This window comes from Coprococcus ammoniilyticus (assembly GCF_025567345.1).
Classification (GTDB): domain Bacteria; phylum Bacillota; class Clostridia; order Lachnospirales; family Lachnospiraceae; genus Coprococcus; species Coprococcus ammoniilyticus.
The window spans coordinates 243557-264493 of record NZ_JAOQJS010000004.1 but is presented as its reverse complement, the minus strand read 5'-3'; the positions used below and the strand labels follow the sequence as shown (position 1 = coordinate 264493).

Annotated in this window: 16 protein-coding genes; 2 read left to right on the top strand and 14 right to left on the bottom strand. The window is 42.1% G+C overall.

What is annotated here, in order from left to right:
* Positions 1–118 precede the first annotated feature (118 nt).
* From OCV60_RS07595 to OCV60_RS07570, 6 genes are all read right to left on the bottom strand, one after another.
* A complete protein-coding gene (locus OCV60_RS07595; protein ID WP_118484530.1) occupies positions 119–1057 on the bottom strand; it encodes a M14 family metallopeptidase in 939 nt (312 codons plus the stop codon).
* Positions 1050–1994 carry a M14 family metallopeptidase gene (locus OCV60_RS07590; protein WP_117785519.1) on the bottom strand — a complete coding sequence of 315 codons (945 nt, stop codon included), beginning with the start codon at positions 1992–1994 and terminating at the stop codon, positions 1050–1052. The genes OCV60_RS07595 and OCV60_RS07590 overlap by 8 nt, the downstream gene beginning before the upstream one ends.
* Positions 1995–2162: 168 nt before the next feature.
* Positions 2163–2975, bottom strand: coding sequence for a sporulation transcription factor Spo0A (gene spo0A / locus OCV60_RS07585; RefSeq protein ID WP_021944388.1), 813 nt, complete (start codon positions 2973–2975; stop codon positions 2163–2165).
* A 172-nt stretch (positions 2976–3147) separates the two neighbouring features.
* Positions 3148–3972, bottom strand: coding sequence for a sporulation transcription factor Spo0A (gene spo0A / locus OCV60_RS07580; RefSeq protein WP_021944387.1), 825 nt, complete (start codon positions 3970–3972; stop codon positions 3148–3150).
* A gap of 232 nt (positions 3973–4204) precedes the next feature.
* The gene (locus OCV60_RS07575) at positions 4205–5317 is read right to left on the bottom strand and encodes a 4-hydroxybutyrate dehydrogenase (protein ID WP_021944386.1); all 1113 of its coding nucleotides are present in this window, start codon (positions 5315–5317) and stop codon (positions 4205–4207) included.
* A 103-nt stretch (positions 5318–5420) separates the two neighbouring features.
* Complete coding sequence (locus tag OCV60_RS07570) at positions 5421–6845, bottom strand: DUF512 domain-containing protein (protein ID WP_262530017.1); 1425 nt, start codon at positions 6843–6845, stop codon at positions 5421–5423.
* A gap of 155 nt (positions 6846–7000) precedes the next feature.
* Here OCV60_RS07570 and OCV60_RS07565 point away from each other — a divergent pair, with 155 nt between their 5' ends.
* Entirely contained in the window at positions 7001–7843 is an 843-nt protein-coding gene (locus tag OCV60_RS07565; RefSeq protein ID WP_201815385.1) for a M15 family metallopeptidase, read from the top strand.
* Positions 7844–7910: 67 nt separating this feature from the next.
* Here OCV60_RS07565 and OCV60_RS07560 read toward each other — a convergent pair whose 3' ends face one another.
* From OCV60_RS07560 to clpX, 4 genes are all read right to left on the bottom strand, one after another.
* A complete protein-coding gene (locus OCV60_RS07560; protein WP_262529922.1) occupies positions 7911–8714 on the bottom strand; it encodes a hypothetical protein in 804 nt (267 codons plus the stop codon).
* 159 nt (positions 8715–8873) lie between these two features.
* The gene (locus tag OCV60_RS07555) at positions 8874–10616 is read right to left on the bottom strand and encodes a S8 family peptidase (RefSeq protein ID WP_262529921.1); all 1743 of its coding nucleotides are present in this window, start codon (positions 10614–10616) and stop codon (positions 8874–8876) included.
* Between the two features lie 62 nt (positions 10617–10678).
* On the bottom strand, positions 10679–12556 hold the full coding sequence (locus tag OCV60_RS07550) for a DUF885 domain-containing protein (protein WP_117785522.1): 1878 nt from the start codon (positions 12554–12556) through the stop codon (positions 10679–10681).
* Positions 12557–12897: 341 nt separating this feature from the next.
* On the bottom strand, positions 12898–14364 hold the full coding sequence (gene clpX / locus OCV60_RS07545) for an ATP-dependent Clp protease ATP-binding subunit ClpX (RefSeq protein ID WP_021944380.1): 1467 nt from the start codon (positions 14362–14364) through the stop codon (positions 12898–12900).
* 315 nt (positions 14365–14679) lie between these two features.
* Here clpX and OCV60_RS07540 point away from each other — a divergent pair, with 315 nt between their 5' ends.
* Positions 14680–15018 (top strand): P-II family nitrogen regulator, encoded by a 339-nt coding sequence (locus tag OCV60_RS07540; RefSeq protein WP_008402931.1) that lies wholly within the window; start codon positions 14680–14682, stop codon positions 15016–15018.
* Between the two features lie 261 nt (positions 15019–15279).
* Here the strand turns inward: OCV60_RS07540 and proC are convergent, their stop codons facing one another.
* The 4 genes from proC to OCV60_RS07520 all read right to left on the bottom strand — a co-directional run bounded on the left by proC (position 15280) and on the right by OCV60_RS07520 (position 20908).
* Complete coding sequence (gene proC / locus OCV60_RS07535) at positions 15280–16074, bottom strand: pyrroline-5-carboxylate reductase (RefSeq protein WP_021944379.1); 795 nt, start codon at positions 16072–16074, stop codon at positions 15280–15282.
* An 80-nt stretch (positions 16075–16154) separates the two neighbouring features.
* Positions 16155–16601, bottom strand: a complete 447-nt coding sequence (locus tag OCV60_RS07530; protein WP_021944378.1) for a DUF6465 family protein — start codon at positions 16599–16601, stop codon at positions 16155–16157.
* A gap of 253 nt (positions 16602–16854) precedes the next feature.
* Positions 16855–18222, bottom strand: a complete 1368-nt coding sequence (locus tag OCV60_RS07525; protein WP_021944377.1) for a UDP-N-acetylmuramoyl-tripeptide--D-alanyl-D-alanine ligase — start codon at positions 18220–18222, stop codon at positions 16855–16857.
* A gap of 142 nt (positions 18223–18364) precedes the next feature.
* The gene (locus OCV60_RS07520; protein ID WP_262529920.1) at positions 18365–20908 is read right to left on the bottom strand and encodes an ATP-dependent DNA helicase; all 2544 of its coding nucleotides are present in this window, start codon (positions 20906–20908) and stop codon (positions 18365–18367) included.
* Positions 20909–20937 lie beyond the last annotated feature (29 nt).

Genomic DNA, 20937 nt, shown 5'->3' with positions numbered 1-20937 from the left:
TTATTACAAGCGTTTCACAACGCCTATGATACCACTTTTGAAATTCATTGAATAGCTTTTTTCAGCTTTTCTTTTTAAATTGTTGCTGTTTACCGAATAAACCTCAAAACAGCCATCTTTAATTGTGCAGTCTGCGGATAAGCTTGAATACCACTGAATTCTGATAGATCATCGGTGCATTCTGCGCATAGAAAATAATTCCATCTGTCGGTGCGTAAATATCGGCTGCGATCTCTCCGGTCATCGGATTTATAACATTTGCAATAACATTTCCCCGAACCACTTCATCTCCCGGACTTACAAACCGCTTTAAAAAACCACCGGATTTATCTGACTTTACAGACAGCAGTTCCTCCTCATCAAGAACAGTCGATATATAACCTGCATGACAGTTGTACCGGATGATTCCCATTCTGGTCAGGAATCGGAGTACCGCTGAAACCGCATGTGCTGCACTCTCACTGTCAATCTTCTCCGTCACACCGGAATACACAGAAAACGCCTCTGTTCCTCCGATCTGCCAGTTATAATTTAAAGTTGCCTTATCATATGCCCTCGGTTCTGCTGTCAGAACATAAGGAAGACCAAACAGATTGGCCAGACTGGTACTCTGCTTTCCCGTCTCCATCATTCTGACATGCGGGATAAATTCTCCATCCATATAAAAGCTTGCAAACTGTATTCCATACGCATAATCTTTTACATGATCCATAACCGCTGCCGCTATCCTGCTGGTCGCCTGTCCCTCCGGATTTCCCGGAAAAGCACGGTTCACATCAGAATTATCAGAGATCCAGTATTTCTTACCGACATTAAAGGAACTGTAATTTAAGGATGGGATCAGCAGTATCTGTTTTCCCGATACGATTGCTCCTCTTGTCTCAAGTTCACTTAATTTTTTCGACAGCAGGGAGCAGATATATAACTGCTGGAATTCATTTCCGCGCATAGCGCCCATGATACATGCCGCCTTTTCTCCTGTTCCGAAGCTGAAGCCTTTAATGGAATATTCTCCACGATAGGCGGTGTTCATCGTATATATGATCTCTTTACGCATTATTTGTCACACCTCCAAATATTCTGGCAACCAGCGAACCTTCCTCGATCACCGGATAAGCACGAAGTGAGAATACGACGCCTCTTCTTGGTGACAGGATCGTCTCTTCGACAGAACCGGTCAGTACATTGACGATCTGTCCGATCACATCTCCCTTTTCAACTACGCCTGAGTGCTTTACCTTTGGTATAAAGATTCCACTGCTCTCCGCATTCACAAAAGAGACATCCGTATCTCTGGCGATCTTCGGCATATGTGTATTATAAGCACAGCCATCCCAGATTCCCATATATTCCATCAATGAAAATAGACCCTCAACAATCTGATCTGCATAGTCGTAATCGATCATAAGTGCGACACCGGATTCTACGACCATACTCTTGACTCCGATCTCATTTAAAGAATATGCAAGGCTACCTTCCATAACGGTAGAGGATGGATGCACCCATACAACATCGGTATTCATTCTTGCAGCATATGGCAGGATATCATCTGCAATGTCCGAATTTACCCGTACCTGTGGCAGCTCTTTTAAATATACGCTGCTGGAATGCAGATCAACGCAGATATCCGAACCTTTAATATCCTGCAGCACAAGTGCCGCCGTATACTCCCCGACCGTTCCTTCTGTAGAACCCGGAAACAATGTGTTCATATCAATATCAAACACCGGAACATCTCTCACCTGTGCTTCTAAACCCATTGGATTAATAAACGGATATATGTCCACGATTCCTTTTAATTTATCAAAATCCTTTTTGATCCGTCGGATCACCTCATAGCAGATATACTGTCCTGCCACTTCATCTCCATGTACACCGGATACAATACTTAATCTTTTTTCTTTTCCTGTGGCAAAATCGGGAGCCAGACGATTTTTCTTTACCCGCATTACCTCATCGATCAGCATATCTGCTGACGCTACTGTTTCTATCATTTCTTCTTCCTTTACAGCAAAAAACAGAGCCCCCATGGCGCTCTGTTTTGTTTTTTATTTATTAGGATCCTTGTCTTATACAGGATTTCCATCTTTTATTTCAGCACCTTATCTATTATACACGTTTCTCTCGTTATACGTCAACAAACAAGGAACTTTTTATACACATCATGCCCTTTTTCGATATTCGATCCGGAGCTTATCTGCGATCAGTGCAATAAATTCTGAATTTGTTGGTTTACCTTTACCAGCATTCACCGTATATCCAAAAATATCATTGATCACATCGATCTGTCCTCTGCTCCATGCAACCTCGATCGCATGACGAATCGCACGTTCTACGCTGGATGATGTCGTTTTATATTTCTTTGCAATCGTCGGATATAAAAGCTTCGTTATGTAATTCAACATATTGACATCGTTTACTGCCATAATGATTCCTTCACGAATATATTGATAACCCTTTATATTAGCCGGAATCCCTATATCCCTGATAATATCCGTTACATCACTCTCAATATTATTCGCTGCACCAGACAGTCCCTCTCTATTCTGGATGCAGATCAGATCTTTTGAGATCTCAGTCTGAACCTCTTTTCTTCTGTTGTAAATCTGATGAATTCTTGCAATGAGCTGCTCAGAATTATATGGTTTCAATACATAAAAAGATGCCCCCAGTTCGAATGCGCACCGTATCAGTCTCTGCGAACCAACCGATGTTACAATGACAAATAATGTATCTGGGCATTCGCCTGATTCCCGGATCTGTTCCATTACCCCTAATCCATCCAGAACCGGAAGACAGATATCTAAAAGTACAACATCTGGCTGATATTTTTTTATTGATTCGATCGCACTCTCCCCATCACTTACCTTATCAAGAACCCTCATCCCTGTTCTTGTGTTCGCTGCTGTAAGCTGACGTGCTATTAATTCACAGTCGCTATCAGCAATAATAATACTGATTTCTTGATTGTTCATTATTCAATCCCCCTTAATCTTTTTTGTTTGAAAAATCGACTGTTTCTAAAGTATATTTGTGATTTCGACAAATGTCAAGAACTTACCAGGTTCACAGAACCCCCTCTGATAAGTGAATTTTTATCCATTTTTCGACATATTTCGTCGTCACCTGATGGAATGCACCATATTTCTAAGAAATACTTTGCAGGGAATACTCCGTTTTCTGAAGCATACTGCGATTATCCAGTCGAATTTTGTCTGCAATCAATGCAATAAATTCCGAATTTGTCGGTTTGCCCTTTCCCGCATGGATCGTATATCCAAATAATTCATTGATCGTATCCATACTGCCTCTACCCCAGGCAACCTCGATTGCATGACGGATCGCACGTTCCACTCTGGAGGCTGTCGTTCCATATTCCTCTGCAATCGATGGGTACAACTGCTTTGTAATTGAATTCAGGATGTCCATATCGTGAACTGCCATCAGGATCGCACTGCGAAGATACTGATATCCTTTTATATGTGCAGGGACGCCAATCTCATGTATGATATCAGTCACTACGGCTTCCAGCATGTTTCCATCCGAACCTGTTTCCACCAATTTCTGATAATTATCATTTCTTTTAGCCTTCATAACATCCTCAATAATCTCCCGGATCTTTCGTTCATCATATGGCACATCAAGAATTCGCAATACAAGGCGGTCTGCGATCTTATAGTAGATGAAGTCAAGATATTCTTTATGTGTTTTCGATCCGCACAGAAGAATCCTTGTATTCTTCAGATTCTTATAGTGCATGATTTCTTCTGTTATCTCCAGTATATCTTTGCCCGGCAAAACCTCATCCATGATCACAACATCCGGTTCCCGTTCCAGAATCTTCTTCACGGCTTCCTGTCCACTGTCACATATCCCCGAAACTTCATACCCCGGAATCGACTTCACGATAGATACAAGCTGTTCCACTTCTCTTTTGTCGCGCTTTACTATCATTATTTTTACATAATTCATAATGTCCCTCCTGCTCTTCTGCCTTGGACAACATTATATCTCTATGATACCTGCTTTGGAATATACTTCTCTCCGCAAGTTGCGACAGCTTTTCGCCTCTGTGGAACAATTTTGTACCATCTCGACATTTTCCAAGCAGAACTCCGTAGAATTATGTCTGATCTGTGTAATAAAAAAGAAGATGATGTTCCATCTTCCTTTTTTCTCTATGCCCGCCTAGGCTCCGTCCGGATTAAAAGAGTTCTTTATATATCTTGTAAACTCTGTCCCGGTCAAGTTCTACAAAGTTATTCGCCATCAGACGACCCTGATTCGTCATAACGGAATCGGTAAATTCGACAAGATCTTGCTCCGTTACCCCATATTCATGCAATGCTTTCTTTGGAATCAGAATATTTAAAAGATCCTCCAGAGATTCATAGACATTTTCGACATCGCAGCCAAGGATATCTGCAATAAATGCATTTAATTTTGCAATTTCTCCATCCTGTCTGATCTCCATATAATTCTTCATGACTCCGGTAAACATGGCATAGTTCGATTCTCCATGCGCAACATGATAGGTTGCTCCAAGCGGATAGCTTAAGGCATGTACTGCCGCACAGCCAGCATTGCCAAATGCGATTCCGGCGTAGTTTGAAGCTACAAGGAAACGGTCTAACAATGGAATTCTTGCCTCCGGTCCTTTCTCACGGATCTCCATATATCCATGAAGGATCATATCGATCGCCTTATAGCCAAACATACGTGTATATTCATTTCCTTTCGGAGACAAACTGGACTCTACAGCATGGACAAGTGCATCGATCGAACTGGTTGCAAAGAAGCGGAACGGAAGGCCCTTTAACAGCTCCGGTATCAGAACCGCAGAATCTCCATACATCTCATCGACTGCCAGTCCCTTTTTCGTTCCCCTGCTGTTTAATGCAAGAATCGCTATATTTGTTACCTCTGAACCGGTTCCACAGGTAGTTGGGACCAGTACCAGTTCTTTATCTTTTTCTATCGGAAGCTTGCCATCATACAGATCAAGAATCGGGGATACATACTTTAATGCAAACAGCTTTGAAATATCAATTACCGTTCCTCCACCGATTGCTATAATTCTTTTATGTTCACCCTTTATATCCTTATAAATTGCCTCCGCCATATCATCTGAAGGCTCACCTGCACCATATTTTTCCTGAAAGATAACATCACATTCCAGATCCATCTTTCCAAAAAACGGTTCATAGATATATTCATTTGTAATTACCAGATCACCTTTTTCGATATGGAATTCATCAGCAAATTCCTTACATGTGTCATACTTATAAATCGTTGGTTTGAGCATTAACTGTTTCATACGTATCCTCCATTCATTTTCTCTGATATTTCTGTACCAAAATTTTTGCTCACATTGTACCACTATAGAATGAAATTACAATTACCCAAAAAGAGCATCTTTTTTACTCTTCTGTATCATCAAATGCCTGAATATATCCAACGGTTTCATTGTTTCGATCCATCGAATAGGAAGGATCGATGACTGCCTGTATAAAATCTGCACCTCCGGATTCGATCGGTACCACCTTTAAGCCCAACTGCTTCTCTACCTGTGCAACTGTCATATCATCTAAAAATACCTGTTCTCCCATTCGCAGCATATTCGATGGAATGAGCAGCGCTTCTCCCAGATCATCTCCTGCTGCCTGCCGCTCTTTTAACTGGGTCGTCAGATCAATGCCTGTGATCAGTCCGGATACTGTAATTGTTTCTCCAAAAAAGTCATTCCGGATGCAATATACACGGATCGTAAGTCCTGGATATGCCTGCATCAGCCTTGCTGCAAAGTCTACAACCGTACTATATGTCAGTTTTCCGGTTGCCATACAGATCGTACGGCGGAATGTTCCTTTCTGTTCCTGATATTCCGGTGAAGCCAGCAGCTCCTGATAGGCTTCATCAAATTCCTCTAAAAACAAACGCATCATTCCAACGCCATTTTCAAGCTGGATATAACCATCATAGCGTTCTGCTTCCGGAAATTCCCGTCCGGCCGTTATATACCACTCATCACTTGCATGAATAAAATGAAGCGAATACCTTTCATAGAATTTTTTCTGATAACTCTCGATCAGATCGATAACCTGTCCCGCTTCTTCCTTCGTAAATAATTCTAATGGGTACAAACCTTTTCGGAATTTCGTAAGTCCGGCAGGAACAACGGATACACTCCGCATAAATGGCAGATACTTTCCAAGATCCCGGATACTCCGTTCCAACTCTGCCCCGTCATTTACACGCTTGCAGAGAACGATCTGCCCATTCATCTCTACATGCCCTTCAAAAAGACGATCCAGATATTTCAGCCGGTCACCTGCAAAACGATTATGCAACATCTTGCAGCGAAGCTCCGGATTGGTCGTCTGAACCGATATATTGATCGGTGCAAGCTGCATCTTGATGATACGATCCACATCCTCATCTGTCATATTTGTAAGCGTGATATAATTGCCCTGCAAAAAAGACAACCGGGAATCATCATCCTTAAAATAAAGTGTCTCTCTCATCCCCGGCGGCATCTGATCAATAAAACAGAACATGCATTTATTGGTACAGGAACGATAATCGCTCATAAGACCGTTTTCAAATTCCATCCCAAGATCATCATCATAATCCTTCTCGATCTCAAGCAGCCATTCTTCTCCATATGATTTACGGATCAACACCTCTATATATTCATCTTTGATCATATAACGATAATCAAATACATCTTTTATTTCTTTATCGTTGATTGCAAGCAGATAATCACCCGGTTCTATTTCCATCTCTTCTGCAATGGAGCCCGAATAGACTACCGTAATTAAATGTTCTATTTTCTTCACAGTTATTCCTCATCATTTTCTAATGTATCTTCCCCATTATACCATTGCAAAATAAAAAAGAAAGATGATAAATATGCAAAAACGATGCTTTTTTGAGAATTTTTGTATGCTTCTGTGGCGTATCCTTCTGTACATAAACAAAAGACAAAGGAGCAAACATCATGTTGCATATATTTGGAACTGTAATTAAGAAAAAGAAGGTCATAATTCTGGGGATCATCTATATACTGTTACTGATACTTGTGATCCTTGCAGGAAAGGCGAAAAAAATGAAACTTCAGGAACAGGTCTCCCAGTCAGACTCCAGACCCATCACAACAGAACAGGTTTCTGTCTCCGAAGATTCCACCGAGAAAACCAAAGCATCCTCCGGCAGCTATTCTTCCTTTGATACTGCATCCGTTTTACAAACGCTTGCCTCCGCAACAGAAGCAAAAAACAACGGGCTGCTGACACTGGTCAATATGTCTCATACCCTGCCAGCCGACTGGACCGTTGATCTAGTCGAACTGCGAAACGATCAGTCGATCGACCGCCGTGCTTATGACGGGCTTCAAAAAATGATGGACGATGCAAGAGCCGAAGGTCTTGACCCTCTGATCTGCTCTTCCTACCGTACAAATGAAACACAGGAACGGCTCTATACAAATAAAAAGAATTCTTATCTGGAGCAGGGTTACAGCGAAGATGATGCTACAGCCCTTGCTGCTACCTGGGTTGCCTATCCCGGTACCAGCGAACACCAGCTCGGCCTTACCGTTGATATCTGTTCCATTGGCAACCAGGAGCTGGATTCCTCCCAAGAAGATACCGCCACCCAGCAATGGCTGATGGCAAACTGTTATAAATACGGCTTCATCCTCCGTTATCCGGCAGATAAATCCGATATAACAGAAATCTCTTATGAACCCTGGCATTACCGCTATGTTGGTGTTGAAGCTGCTACAGAAATGTACCAGAAGCATCTTTGTTTAGAGGAATATCTGGAACAGCATACCAATTAAAAAAGCAGTTCAGTCTCCGGTGATCTGTTCTTCACCATCCAGACTGGACTGCTTTTTATCTATATTCTTATTCTGCCGGAATAAATGGAAGGTCGATCGGTTGATCTGCTTTTGTGGATGGATCCGTTGTAGCTTCTGTCGTAGCCTCCGTTGTCTTCTCTTCCGTCGTTTTCTCTTCCGTTGTACGCTCTTCTGTCGTCTTTTCTTCGGTTGTCTTTTCCTCGGTCGTACGTTCTTCCGTCGTCTTTTCCTCAGTCGTCTTCTCTTCGGTTGTCTTCTCCTCGGTTGTCTTCTCTTCTGTCGTCTTTTCTTCCGTTGACGGCTCTTCGGTTACGATCGGCTTCTGTTCCTCGGTCGTTACAACCGGAAGTTCATCTTCGGTTCCCGCTGCCGTTGTTACCTCATACGTCGTAGAGGCTTCCGTAGAGTAAGATGTGTGTGAATCATAGGTATTATATTCCGATGTTACTTCTATTTCTTCTTCATTCTCGGAATCGTCATTAATATTTGTAGTTGGCAAAGGCTCTTCTGTAACAATATTTACTTTCTTCTCCTCAGTAGAACTCTCTTCCTGTTGCGTCTCCTGCTTTGCCTTTTCATATTTTGCTTTATTTGTCTGAAAGAACACACCAAAGAAGGTATATTCACATATGATAAGTACAGCAAACACTGCAACTATGATCTTCAGTATATTATCCTTCCTCCAGAACCGTTTCTTTGCAGGAACTTCATCCGTTTCCAGAACATCTGTCTGATCTGTCTCTTCCGGCTCGGTTTCATCTATATCTTCTGTCTCTGTGATCTCACTTACTTCATCTATATCTTCTGTTTCAAATATTTCTGAGTTATCCGTATGAATCTTTTTATCCATATGTACCTCCGACTATTATTATCCATTCTGGCACATTTTATACATGCCCTTTACCTGTTGGTTACAAACACGTCTTATAGTATAATACACCGCACAAAATCTGTAAAATCATTTTACGAAAAATTATAAATCTTTTACATTTTTGTTACATTTACAGTGTCAGGTCCGGAGCGAATCAAAGGTATTATACACATTCAGGATTCCATAGCCCCACTCCGGATTCGGATATTTCCTTGCAAACAGATATCCCTCTGTATCATTCATGACATATGAAAACGGACTTCCTGCCGTTCCCGGACGAACTGCTCCCCGAATAAAATAATTACGGATCTGATTTCCATTTACAAACCGTGCCAGATCCCGGTCTCTTGCCCATTGCAGGATTAATGCCGCACACCCGGCACAATGCGCTGCTGCAACAGAAGTACCCGTTTTCCTGACAAATGTTCCTGCTCTGCCCGGACCATATACATCAACACCCGGAGCAACAAAATCCGGCTTGATATCATCTGCCGCCGTATATCCCCTGCTTCCATCCAGAAACAGTGTATCCGAATAATGATCATATGCCCCCACTCCCATCGGAACTACTCCTGTAGCCGGATTCACAAGCGTTGTTTCAGGCGTTGGCCTTATAAACCGGGTATCCGGGGAAAGAAATGCCGTGATCGGCAGCCATGCATGAAAGGTCTTCTCGGTATCACCGCTTCCATATACCCGGATCCGCCACAGACCATTTGGCGGATCAAAAAAGCGCATCATGATCAGTTCTTCTCCCGACTGATCCTCTACAAGAAAATAATCGATATATATGATCCCACCACCAAAAACCGGACGTATGACTTCACTTTTATCAAAGCGGGGAGCAATCTGACTTACAAACTCCCCACCCGGAATCTCAAATGCCACAGAATATGTATTGGGAACCGCTCCCCAGATCTCAAGTGTAAAGCTGTTATTTCCCGTAACATTAATCTCCATTTCCGTATAAGCGCTTCCCCCTTCGATCCTGCCTCTGAAATGATGCCCCGCAATTCCCTCATTTCCTGCCGGAACGGACACAGCAACTCCGGTCATGATACCAACATTTGAAAGCAGTGCTTCTAATGCAGAAGAACCAGTATGGCTCCCACTGTTCGAACCAACTCCAATCAGGATTGATATATTTTTCCGAAGTCTGCTTGCCTGTCTCCGCAGAAATGCTACCCCCATCATAATATCATTTTCCTGATATGCTTCTACGTCCTCCGGCACACCATATAATCCTCGCAGATTATTCTTTGCCTGCTTTAATTTTACAATCACATATTCTGCTTCCGGCGCCACTCCTGTGAAATCAGCTGTCCGTTTTCCTGCTGCAATCCCTGCAAGAAAGGTTCCATGTCCATTTGCATCTGTCAGGATATCCGCTTCATTTCGTATGGCTTCATTAATATCCTCCTGCTGATATACCGTTCCATATCCGGGATTTTCTTCCTGATCTGACGGTCCCGGCACGGACTGATCCCATGCTACAAGAATTCTTGTATTTCCGGCAACATCCAGAAACAGATCATTCCGAATATCAATCCCGGTATCGATAATTCCGATCAGAATTCCCTTTCCGGTAAGTCCAAGGATCGATTCCTGCTGTATATTCACAGCTCCGACTGCTTCTACACTACTGGTATCCATCAGCCCATACAATTTGGGGAAAAGTGTATATTCCAGTCTGGAAAAGATCTGCATATAATTCTCCGGCTTCTCCCTGTATAAAACAGCAAACCGCTCATCAATAAAGAGCAGGCAGCCGCTTTCTTTGTAAATATCCAAAACAGTTTCCCGCTCTTCGTTGTATTCAATCAGATAGTCTGCATAATCTTCCCTGTACGCTACATTTTCACATTCCATTTCGATTCCCATCGTATGCTTTTCGTATACAGTCTATTCCGTCTGATTTCTTTCTATACCTTTTTTTGCACCTGTTATATGATCGGCCCCTGCAGCTTCTTATCCACTTGTTCCTTCAGTATATCAAACTGACATGGACCTGTTTCCAGAATAATCGTGTTAAATGTTTTCAGGTCAAAGTCATCTCCCATTTTCTCTTCTGCATAATCCCGCAGTTCTTTCATTTCATAATATCCGGTCGAATAACTCTGATATACTGCCGGATCTCCGACCATTGTCGTGTACAGCTCCTGTGCAGCACTGCCATCCATTCCATTCTTTGTCAGATAATCGGCTGTATCCTGCAACGTCCATCCCTCATAATTGATTCCCAGATCCACTCTTCCCATCATAAGATAACTCATCTCATCATTCAACTGATAAAGGGCTGCAATGGTGTCTCCATATTCCGGTTCCTCATACTCATAGTAATATAAAGAATCATAACATGCATACATCGCCCATCCTTCTTTATATCCTAAGAAGTTCATCAAAGTCCGGACCGGCTCCGGATCCGTTGACATATAATAAGCATTTTGCAGCATATGACCCGGATATCCCTCATGTGCCAGTGTCGTCCACATGCCATCCGTATGCAGACCATTCACCCGGATCAGATTATTATCCGGATCATCGATTGCCGGCGCCATATAATAAGCCAGTACATCATCCATGATCGTTTCGAGGTTCTTATCCAGCGCCTCTGCCTTATAGTTTATCGTTCCTGCATCCGGATAATGCTCTGATGCCGTTTCCATCATTTTATCGACCATTTCCGAAGCTGTCATCTGATCGGTTTCCGCAAATATTGAATCATAATTGGCAGCAAAATATTCATATGCCGCCTGATTTCCCAAATAATACTGATATAACGATACCATGAGTTTTTGAAGCTCTGTATCCAGCATATCGATTACCTCTTCCGGCGACTTGGCTGTTCCTGCAAAATTTTTCAGCAGATATTCATAATATTCCTTGCCACCATCATAGTTGCAGATACCACCATCATTGGTTCCGGTTCCCTTCAGACCGGAAAGCACCGCTGCAACATTCTCAAATGCCGGAAGCAGGGAATTCACAACTGCCTGCTTATTAGCCTCCTTGTATTCTGCCTTTTCCTCATCCGTCAGAAAATCAAGTGCGTCAATATTATCATTAAATGTTGTTACCATAAAATGATTTTCTTTATCTGCAACAAAATCCTTGCACTGACTGATGACTTTATCGCAGACTGCATCACTCATAAAATAACCTTTTTCTGACTTTTCCTGTTCAAAATCCAGATACTCTGCAAAATAATCCGGGATCTGACCAAGCAGTTCAATATAACGTTCCACATCTCCCTTATCATCAAATCGGTAATCTGTGAAATTCGTTGCAATATTGGCCTGAAGTCCACGCATCGGGGAAAACGGCTCATACAGATATACATTATCAAAAATTCCCGCAGACACTTCAAAATACTCATCCAGCACATCATAGGTCAGCTTCTGATCCTCTGTCAGGCAGGAACGGTCAATAGCATCCAGCTTCTTTACCCAGCCTTCAAACTCTTCCTTATCCTGTCCGATCTCCTCTGCTGTCATTCCCGGGTCTCCCAGTGTGACCTCCGGTTCTTCCAGACCGTAATCCGCACCATCCCTGATCGTATAATTATACGTCAACGTGTCGTCCGTAACAACATCCTTAAAATAATCATCCAGATACTGTTCAAATTCCTGCTGCTCCTTCAGCGCATCCTCGGAGAAAGACTCCTGCGCCCTCTCTGTATTTTCAGTTGTATCGTTTTTGTCATTCAGATGTCTGCGCTCTCCCTGCGTCTCCCCACAGGCAGATAATCCAACCGCAAGAGAAATGCAGATAGCCGCAGCCATTACATTTTTACAGGTTCGTAATAATCTCTTTTTTAACATACCCTGCTCCTTTTCGCTTTTTTTCATAGTATCACAGGATTCCCAGACCATCAAGGACTACCTTGATACAAGGCTGCGGTATCATCGGAAGATTCCCAGACCGCCCTCCTGCAATACATCTGTATTTTCCTTTTATTTTACCCAGAGATAACCATTTACATACTGATGCCGACGCAATACAATAATTCAAAAGCTCCGGTATTTTTCCGTCTTCGCTCCGCCATATGATTTCACGATCTGAAAATTATGATCCATATAATAAAGGCTTAAAGACCGTATATTTTCTGTATACAATCTTTAAGCCTTATTAATTACAATATTTTCTCTTATAGTATCAATTATTATGATTGTTTTGTCGCACAGGCCTCAATCTGCATCGGTTCTACACCACGAAGCTCGATGATCGGATTGCCCTTTTCATTTACATAATCTCCGGTTATGATCACCCTGCCAATGCTGTCATCTCTTGGGATCTGATACATGATATCCAGCATGAATTCCTCAATGATCGCCCGGAGCGCTCTTGCTCCTGTATTCTTTTCAAGTGCTTTTTCTGCGATTGCTTCATATGCAGAATCATCAAACTGAAGATCTACCTCATCCAGTGCCAGCAGCTTCTTATACTGTTTCAGGATCGCATTCTTCGGTTCCTTTAAGATCTTGATATACATCTCCTTATCTAAAGCATCCAATGTGAATAAAACAGGCAGCCTTCCCAAAAACTCCGGTATCATACCGAACTCTCTGAGATCCTCATTGGTCACCTTCTTTAAAATGTTCGGATCTTTGTCATATTTGTCCTTCAGATCTGCACGGAAACCGATCGAGGACTGTTTATTCAATCTTGCTTTAATAATATCTTCTATCGCCGGGAACGCACCGCCACAGATAAATAAAATATTCTTTGTATTGACCGTTGTCATAGGCACCATTGCATTCTTGCTTCCGGAACCAACCGGAACCTCAATATCTGCCCCCTCCAAAAGCTTTAACAATCCCTGCTGAACAGATTCTCCACTCACATCACGGCTGTTGCTGTTCTGCTTCTTTGCGATCTTATCAATCTCATCGATAAATACGATTCCCTTTTCTGCCTTTTCGACATCATTATCTGCGGCTGCCAGAAGTTTTGACAATACACTTTCTACGTCATCACCGATATAACCTGCTTCCGTAAGTGTGGTAGCATCTGCGATCGCAAGCGGTACATTCAACAGCTTTGCGATCGTTTTTACAATATAAGTCTTACCACAGCCTGTCGGTCCTACCATCAGCATATTGGATTTCTCGATCTCGATATCATCCATGGAGTCTGTCAGCACACGCTTATAATGGTTGTATACTGCAACAGACATTACCTTCTTGGCATATTCCTGACCGATCACATATTCATCTAACATTGCTTTGATCTTATGTGGTGCAGGGATCGTTGCAAGTGTCATTTCCTGTTCTTTTTTCTTCGGCTTTGCCGCTTTCTTCTTCACCTTCTGTTTATCCGGTATATCATTCATTCCCATCAGTCTGCTCATGTCAATATTTCCCATATTGGAAAGATTGGAGAGATCCAGAAACTGCATTCCGCCAAATCCGCCCTGATTCAGATTATCAAAGGTCTTCTGCATACAGTCTGCACAGATATGTATATTGCCCGGCATATCGATCAGCTTTCCGGCAACACTTTCCGGTCTTCTGCAGAGATAACAATATTTCTCGTATTCGTCCTCACGCTTGTCTTCTGTTTTATGATCATCAGTCACCGTCTGACTGGTCAGTTCTTTATTTTCATCATCATTTCTATAATCAGACATCTTCATCCTCCATACTTTTGTTTCCTGTCTAAAACAGCTATCTATATTAAATGATATAACTCTGCTACATGATACCACAGATTCCACCCATATGAAAACAGTATTATTTCTGGTAAAACGGTTAAATTTTTCTAAATAATTTTCTTATTACCACCCTCGATTAATTAAATTAAGTACAGCTACTCTCATTTCTCCCTGTTTTCCTGTTTTTTCTTCAGATAATATACAAAATCTCCCATTCTGTTCCACTTGTAGAAATGAAACCGAGAATATGGTATCATATTTTTAGTTGTATATGTGAATGGAGGGTTATACATGAAGAAATTATCAATTATTGTCCGTTCTGAAAAACTGGATGATGTAAAAGCCATTCTGGACGAATGCGGATCCACCGGTGCTACTGTATCAAATATTATGGGATATGGTAATCAGAAGGGTTATAAAACAACATACCGTGGAAGTGAATATGTGGTCAACCTGATTCCGAAGATCAAGATTGAAACCATCGTCAAGGATGATGTTGCCGATAACATCATCTTTAAGGTATGTGAAAAGATATCAACCGGAAAAGTCGGCGACGGCAAGATCTTCGTCTATGATGTTGCCGATGTCATCCGTATCCGTACCGGCGAACACGGTGACACCGCCTTATAACATCTACCTGTCATACAAATAAATCCGCTGTGCTATACCACACCTGTTATTACGCAAAACACTTTCGTTCTAGTCCTCGAGCAGCGGTACATAAAGCTGCAAAAGACGTAGCTTAAGTACCGGCCTCGGACAAGGTTTGCTTCATAACAGTGTAATATAGCACAGCGGATTTATTTGTATAACAGCTACGTAAGAATCAAATGCAAGTGTTCTGCGAAATAAAGTTATAGCTACCACAAGCACAGGCTTTTATAGCGGCTGTTATATTCCGCGAGCTTTGCGGACACAGGCTTTCATTGCTTCGATCACGGAGGAACGGAAGCCTTTTTCTTCTAAAACGCGAACAGCTTCTATCGTTGTTCCGCCAGGTGAGCAGACCTGATCCTTTAATTCACCCGGATGTTTTCCCGTTTCAAGTACCATCTTTGCACTTCCAAGCACGGACTGTGCTGCAAATTTATATGCCTGTGCTCTTGGCATACCATCTGCCACTGCTCCATCTGCCATAGCTTCGATCAATATATAAATATATGCCGGAGAACTTCCGCTGACCGATACACATACATCCATCAGATTTTCCGGTATTGTCTCTACTTCACCAAAGCTTCCAAGAATCTGAAGAACTGTTGCATAATCTTCATCGGTAACATATTCATTCCGACATGCTCCTGTCATACCCTCACCAACCAGTGCCGGTGTATTTGGCATTGTCCGGACAAGCCTCACAGATCCTCCAAACTGTTCCTGTAACCAGTCTAATGTTTTTCCTGGTGCTATACTGATCACAATCTGCTCTTTACGGACTACGTCCTTTATCTGAGCGATCACCTCCGGATAATACTGTGGTTTTACCGCCAGAACCAGAATATCACTGTTTTCTGTTACCTCCAGATTATCGGTTGATACCTTTACTCCAAGCTCTTTCTGAACTCTGTCAAGTGTCGCTTTCGTCTTTGCAGATGCTATGATATTCTCTGCATCTATGATCTGCTTTCTGATAATTCCCTTTATGATCGATGTTGCCATATTGCCACAGCCAATAAAACCAATCTTCATATTTCACTTCTTCCTTTCTAATTATACAGAAAAAGCAGCATCCTTATGTTAAGAACGCTGCCCTTCCAACTATTTATAGATTAAAGACTGTAAGAACCTGATTCTCCATCAGCTGTATAGTATACCATACCTGTTTCTGGCTGGTAATATACGTTCAATTCCTTAACTGCCTTATTGCCAAGTGCTTCTTTTGCTTTTGCTACAATGTCAGAAACATTGATCTGTCCATTGTTATATTCAACAAAAACTGTCTCTGTTGTCTTAGCTACTGCTGGCTTCTTTGCTGCCGGCTTTTTAGCTGCTGGCTTCTTTGCTTCAGCCTTAACTTCTGTCTTTGCTGGTTCAGTTTTAGCTGCTACAGTCTTAGCTGCTGGCTTTTTCTCTTCTTTTACTTCTGCCTTTACTGCTGCTTTTACTTCTTTAGCAGCTTCAGCTTTCTTTACAGCTTCAGCTTTAGCAACAACGCTTTCTACTGTTGCCTTTTTTGCAACAACCTTTTTTGCATCTTCAGTCTTCTTAGTAGCCATGATTAACACCCTCCGTTTTAAAACTAATTTCTATCACTTTACTTATGTAACAATTCATGTATGTATTCTTTATTCAAGCTAGGATTGATATTACTCCATTTTCCTTTTTTTTTCAATACAAGTACTGTTTTTTCTCCGTTTTGTACCACAGAGTGTTTTTTTTTATGAAAATCAAAGTCATTTTAGACAAACAAAACTACCAAATTTTATGAAATTTGGTAGTTTATATGGTTGTTTTGTATAATTTGTATAATTAATTCGTAAGAATTTTGACAATTTCGTCCATTTTCATGCCGTGTGATCCCTTGATCAAAACAACATCCTCCGGTCTCATAATAGCCATCAGATAAAGTGCCACTTCTTCATTATCCATAAATGAAAATGTTTTTGCATACTTTGTGTCGCAGACATCCAGTGCCTTTTTAATCTCCAAAGCTTCCTTTCCGACTACCACAACCTCATCGATCTTCTTGTCCCGCAGGTATTCTCCGATCTGATAGTGATAGCTGGCACTGTCAGCTCCCAGCTCAAACATATCTCCCAGTACTGCGATCTTTTTTCCCTCGCAGTCCATATCACAAAGCACATCAATGCTTGCCTTCATGGAATCCGGGCTTGCATTATAGGTATCATCGAGGATCGTGTATCGATTCTCCATATGGATAAGTCTCTGTCTCTGTCCTTCAAAATGTTCAAAGGCTTTTGCTGAAATTGTTATCGGAATTCCCATCTGATATGCAACTGCAATACCTGCCAGTGCATTTCTCACGTTATGTTTTCCGAGGATATCCATGGTAACATGAACGGTCTCACCATTATGAGTACAATCAAATTCCATGCCCTGCTCTCCACATTTTACATTGGATCCCTGAAAATCACAAATTTCATCTATACCAAAAGTAAGTGTCCGACATGGCATATCCGCTTTTATCTCACGCAGTAATGGATCATCTCCATTTAACAGCAACAGGCCGTCCTTATTCATATGATTGATAATAGACAGCTTCTCTTTTCTGATATTCTCCTGGGTTTTCATAAATTCAATATGTGCAACACCGATAATCGTCACCACACAGATCGATGGCTTTACAATCTCAGACAATATCTCCATCTGACCAGGTTCACTGATCCCCATCTCGATCACCGCTGCATCATATCCATCTGTCATTCTGGAAAGTGTCATCGGTACACCAATCTGTGAATTTTCATTTCCATTTGTCTGAAAACAGCGTTTTGCTGTGCTGACAGCCGCTGCGATCATCTCTCTGGTCGTTGTCTTTCCTACACTTCCTGTCACTCCGATATACGGAATATCATACCGGTCACGGATATCCATTCCAATTGCCTGAAGTGCTTTCATCGTGTCATCAACACGGATAAACGGCTTCTCTGAAATAACAACATTATCATGCTCCGATGTCAGAGTTGCAGACGCTTTCTCCATAGCGGATTCAATAAAACGATGTCCATCAACTTTATTACCCAACAGAGGAATAAACAAATCTCCCGGCTGTGCTTTTCTGGAATCAATACACAGGCCTGTGATCGGTGTATCTTCATCGCCGCAAAGCAGGAAACCTCCTGTTGCTTTCACAATATCTTTTACTGTAATATTTTCCATTTTTCCCCTATCTGCCTTTCCAGAACAGTTTCATAATTTTATATAAAAGCATGCACTGCATGCAGGCTGTAAAAAATGCCTGCGTCCATTCTATCACATGTATATGCGAATTTCCAGTATTCTTGTATTTATATTCCCGTTTTCAGGAAAGATTAAGATTCGACCAGAACTGTTCTATGCTCTGCGAAATCTGATCAAAATTTCCAAAGACCGCATCCTGCCACTCCACCGGAAATAACGAATTATATTCCCCGGTTCCAAATCGTTCATCTAGCAACAGGATCACTCCGGCATCCGCTTCTGTCCGGATCACGCGTCCGGCTGACTGAAATACTTTATTAATGCCCGGATACAGGTATGCATATTTAAAACCATCAACCGATGAGCCAGCATATGCCTCCATACTCTTTCTGGCATTAAAATAGTCCATCATGATCTTTCTCTCATTGCACACCTGCGGAAGTCCCGGACCTACTACAACCGATCCGATCAGCCGTTCTCCGGTCAGATCAATCCCCTCAGAGAAGATCCCGCCCATGATACAAAAGGCAACCACATTTCTTTTCGCTGAAAAATGATCCAAAAATGCTTCCCGGTCTGCCTCCTTCATGTTCTGTTCCTGACAGAGCAGCTCCATGCCAGAACAATCACCCTCTATCATTTGCTCATAGACCTCCTGAAGCATTTTATAGGATGGCAGAAACACCATATAATTTCCGGAATGTGCGTTAAACAACTGCCTGATATATTCAGCCACGCGCTTATACTCCTTTACAGACCGTCTGGTATATTTCGTAGATACATCCACACCAACCATGATCTGTCGTTTCTCCGGATCAAACGGAGAAGGAATATAGATAGCCTGATCGGTCACCGTATCGGACAGCATCTCCATATAATATTTTACCGGCAGGATCGTTGCCGAAAAGAAAACAGTCGATACACCCTTATCCAGACAAAGCTTCAGATTATTCGCCGGATGGACGCAATATAACCGAACCATAAATCTGCCATCCGACTTAAGCTCATCATAGATCACATAGCTGTCATCGATCAGATCCGCAATATTTAAAAATGTCGTAAGTGCAAAATAAAACTCCAGTATCTCCTTACGTTCCGGGATCTGTTTGTAATCTTCTAAAAAAGCCTCCATCGTCGTATGAAGATGCAGCAGCTTCAGATATAGAACCCCGATATCATTTAAGATCTGATATCCATGCTCCGGACATTTTTTCTTCAATTCCAGAAGCTCCCGGTTGCAGGATTCCAGACTCCGTGCCATTTTTTTGCTGTACGGCATTACCAGCCTCTTTACAGCAAGGAAATCTTCTTTATACAGCGTGGCACTGTACATGGACGATGCCCGGTCCACCAGATTGTGTGCTTCATCTACCAGAAATACATACCGTCCTGTATCATATGCTGTCTGTGAAAAGAACCGCTTCAGATTCACTCTCGGATCAAACACATAGTTATAATCTCCAATAATAGCATCTGCAAACAGGCTTGCATCCAGTCCCAGCTCAAAAGGACAGACCTGATACCTTTCCGCATAAGCCCGGATGATCTCCCGATCCATTTTTTCCTCCTGAGTGATCAATTCAAATAATGCATCATTAACCCGGTCAAAATGTCCTTTCGCATAAGGGCAGTGCTCTGCATCACATTCCATCGTCTCATTCAGACATATCTTCTCTTTGGCAGTCAACATAACGGAAGAAAACTTTACTCCACGTTCCCGTAGCAATGTAAGTGCCTGATCCGGCACGGTTCCGGCGATCGTCTTTGCGGTCAGATAAAAGATTTTCGATACCAGCCCGGTTGCAAATGCCTTAACGGAAGGAAACATCGCTGCCATCGTTTTCCCGATTCCGGTTGGAGCCTGCACAAACAATCTGCGCTCCCCTTCAATCGCCTTATACACACAGGCAACCATCTGCTTTTGTCCTTTCCGATATTCATATGGAAATTCCAGTTCTGTAATTGACGCATCTCTGCTTCTTGCATGTGATATAGCATGATCAACCCATTTCATCATCTCATCCACTGTATTATGAAACCATTTCTCAAGAAATGAACAAGAAAACACATAAAAAAATTGTTTTACTTCTTCACTTTCCAGATTCACATATGTGATCTGTACATTGATCCGATCCAAAGACTGCTCTTTTGCATAAATATAGGCATAGCACATTGCCTGTGCTACATGAACTGTTTCCGGCACTTCGATATCAGCAAGTTTTCTGTATACACCTTTGATCTCGTCGATCGTAACATCCGCAGGCTCATTCATTTCCTGCATCTGACCAATCGTTCCGGCAGAATTTTGTTCCATGAAGTCTTCACCGACTTCCAGATCCAGACTCTCCGTTTTTTTGAGCAGCAGCCGGTTCCAATATCTATCCTCTACCCGGATCACCTGCCGCTCAATTTCCTTCTTCTTCCTGCTTCGGTTCTTTTCACCTCTCAGATCTATGATCCCATCTGCTCTGCCCTCTACCGTAACATCCAGATCATGAATCCCTTTCTTCATCGTGATCTTTAAAGGAACTTCTGCATCATAATAAGACCCTGCCATTTTCTGAAGCTTCCGATGCATCTTACTTCCTGCATTCATCGCTTCCTTTGACAGAGTCCCATTACTGCTGCTTGTAATATCGCCGCATCTGTATATAAATTCTACCATATGCCTGACCGAAACTTTAAATTCCATAA

What these genes read in the sequence shown, in the direction of transcription:
- OCV60_RS07565 (WP_201815385.1), top strand. Translation starts at nt 7,001, where the DNA reads ATGTTGCATATATTTGGAACTGTAATTAAGAAAAAGAAGGTCATAATT.
- OCV60_RS07555 (WP_262529921.1), bottom strand. Translation starts at nt 10,616, where the DNA reads ATGGGAATCGAAATGGAATGTGAAAATGTAGCGTACAGGGAAGATTAT.
- OCV60_RS07520 (WP_262529920.1), bottom strand. Translation starts at nt 20,908, where the DNA reads ATGGTAGAATTTATATACAGATGCGGCGATATTACAAGCAGCAGTAAT.
- OCV60_RS07550 (WP_117785522.1), bottom strand. Translation starts at nt 12,556, where the DNA reads ATGTTAAAAAAGAGATTATTACGAACCTGTAAAAATGTAATGGCTGCG.
- OCV60_RS07530 (WP_021944378.1), bottom strand. Translation starts at nt 16,601, where the DNA reads ATGGCTACTAAGAAGACTGAAGATGCAAAAAAGGTTGTTGCAAAAAAG.
- spo0A (WP_021944387.1), bottom strand. Translation starts at nt 3,972, where the DNA reads ATGAATTATGTAAAAATAATGATAGTAAAGCGCGACAAAAGAGAAGTG.
- OCV60_RS07560 (WP_262529922.1), bottom strand. Translation starts at nt 8,714, where the DNA reads ATGGATAAAAAGATTCATACGGATAACTCAGAAATATTTGAAACAGAA.
- OCV60_RS07525 (WP_021944377.1), bottom strand. Translation starts at nt 18,222, where the DNA reads ATGGAAAATATTACAGTAAAAGATATTGTGAAAGCAACAGGAGGTTTC.
- clpX (WP_021944380.1), bottom strand. Translation starts at nt 14,364, where the DNA reads ATGTCTGATTATAGAAATGATGATGAAAATAAAGAACTGACCAGTCAG.
- OCV60_RS07575 (WP_021944386.1), bottom strand. Translation starts at nt 5,317, where the DNA reads ATGAAACAGTTAATGCTCAAACCAACGATTTATAAGTATGACACATGT.
- OCV60_RS07590 (WP_117785519.1), bottom strand. Translation starts at nt 1,994, where the DNA reads ATGATAGAAACAGTAGCGTCAGCAGATATGCTGATCGATGAGGTAATG.
- OCV60_RS07595 (WP_118484530.1), bottom strand. Translation starts at nt 1,057, where the DNA reads ATGCGTAAAGAGATCATATATACGATGAACACCGCCTATCGTGGAGAA.
- spo0A (WP_021944388.1), bottom strand. Translation starts at nt 2,975, where the DNA reads ATGAACAATCAAGAAATCAGTATTATTATTGCTGATAGCGACTGTGAA.
- OCV60_RS07540 (WP_008402931.1), top strand. Translation starts at nt 14,680, where the DNA reads ATGAAGAAATTATCAATTATTGTCCGTTCTGAAAAACTGGATGATGTA.
- proC (WP_021944379.1), bottom strand. Translation starts at nt 16,074, where the DNA reads ATGAAGATTGGTTTTATTGGCTGTGGCAATATGGCAACATCGATCATA.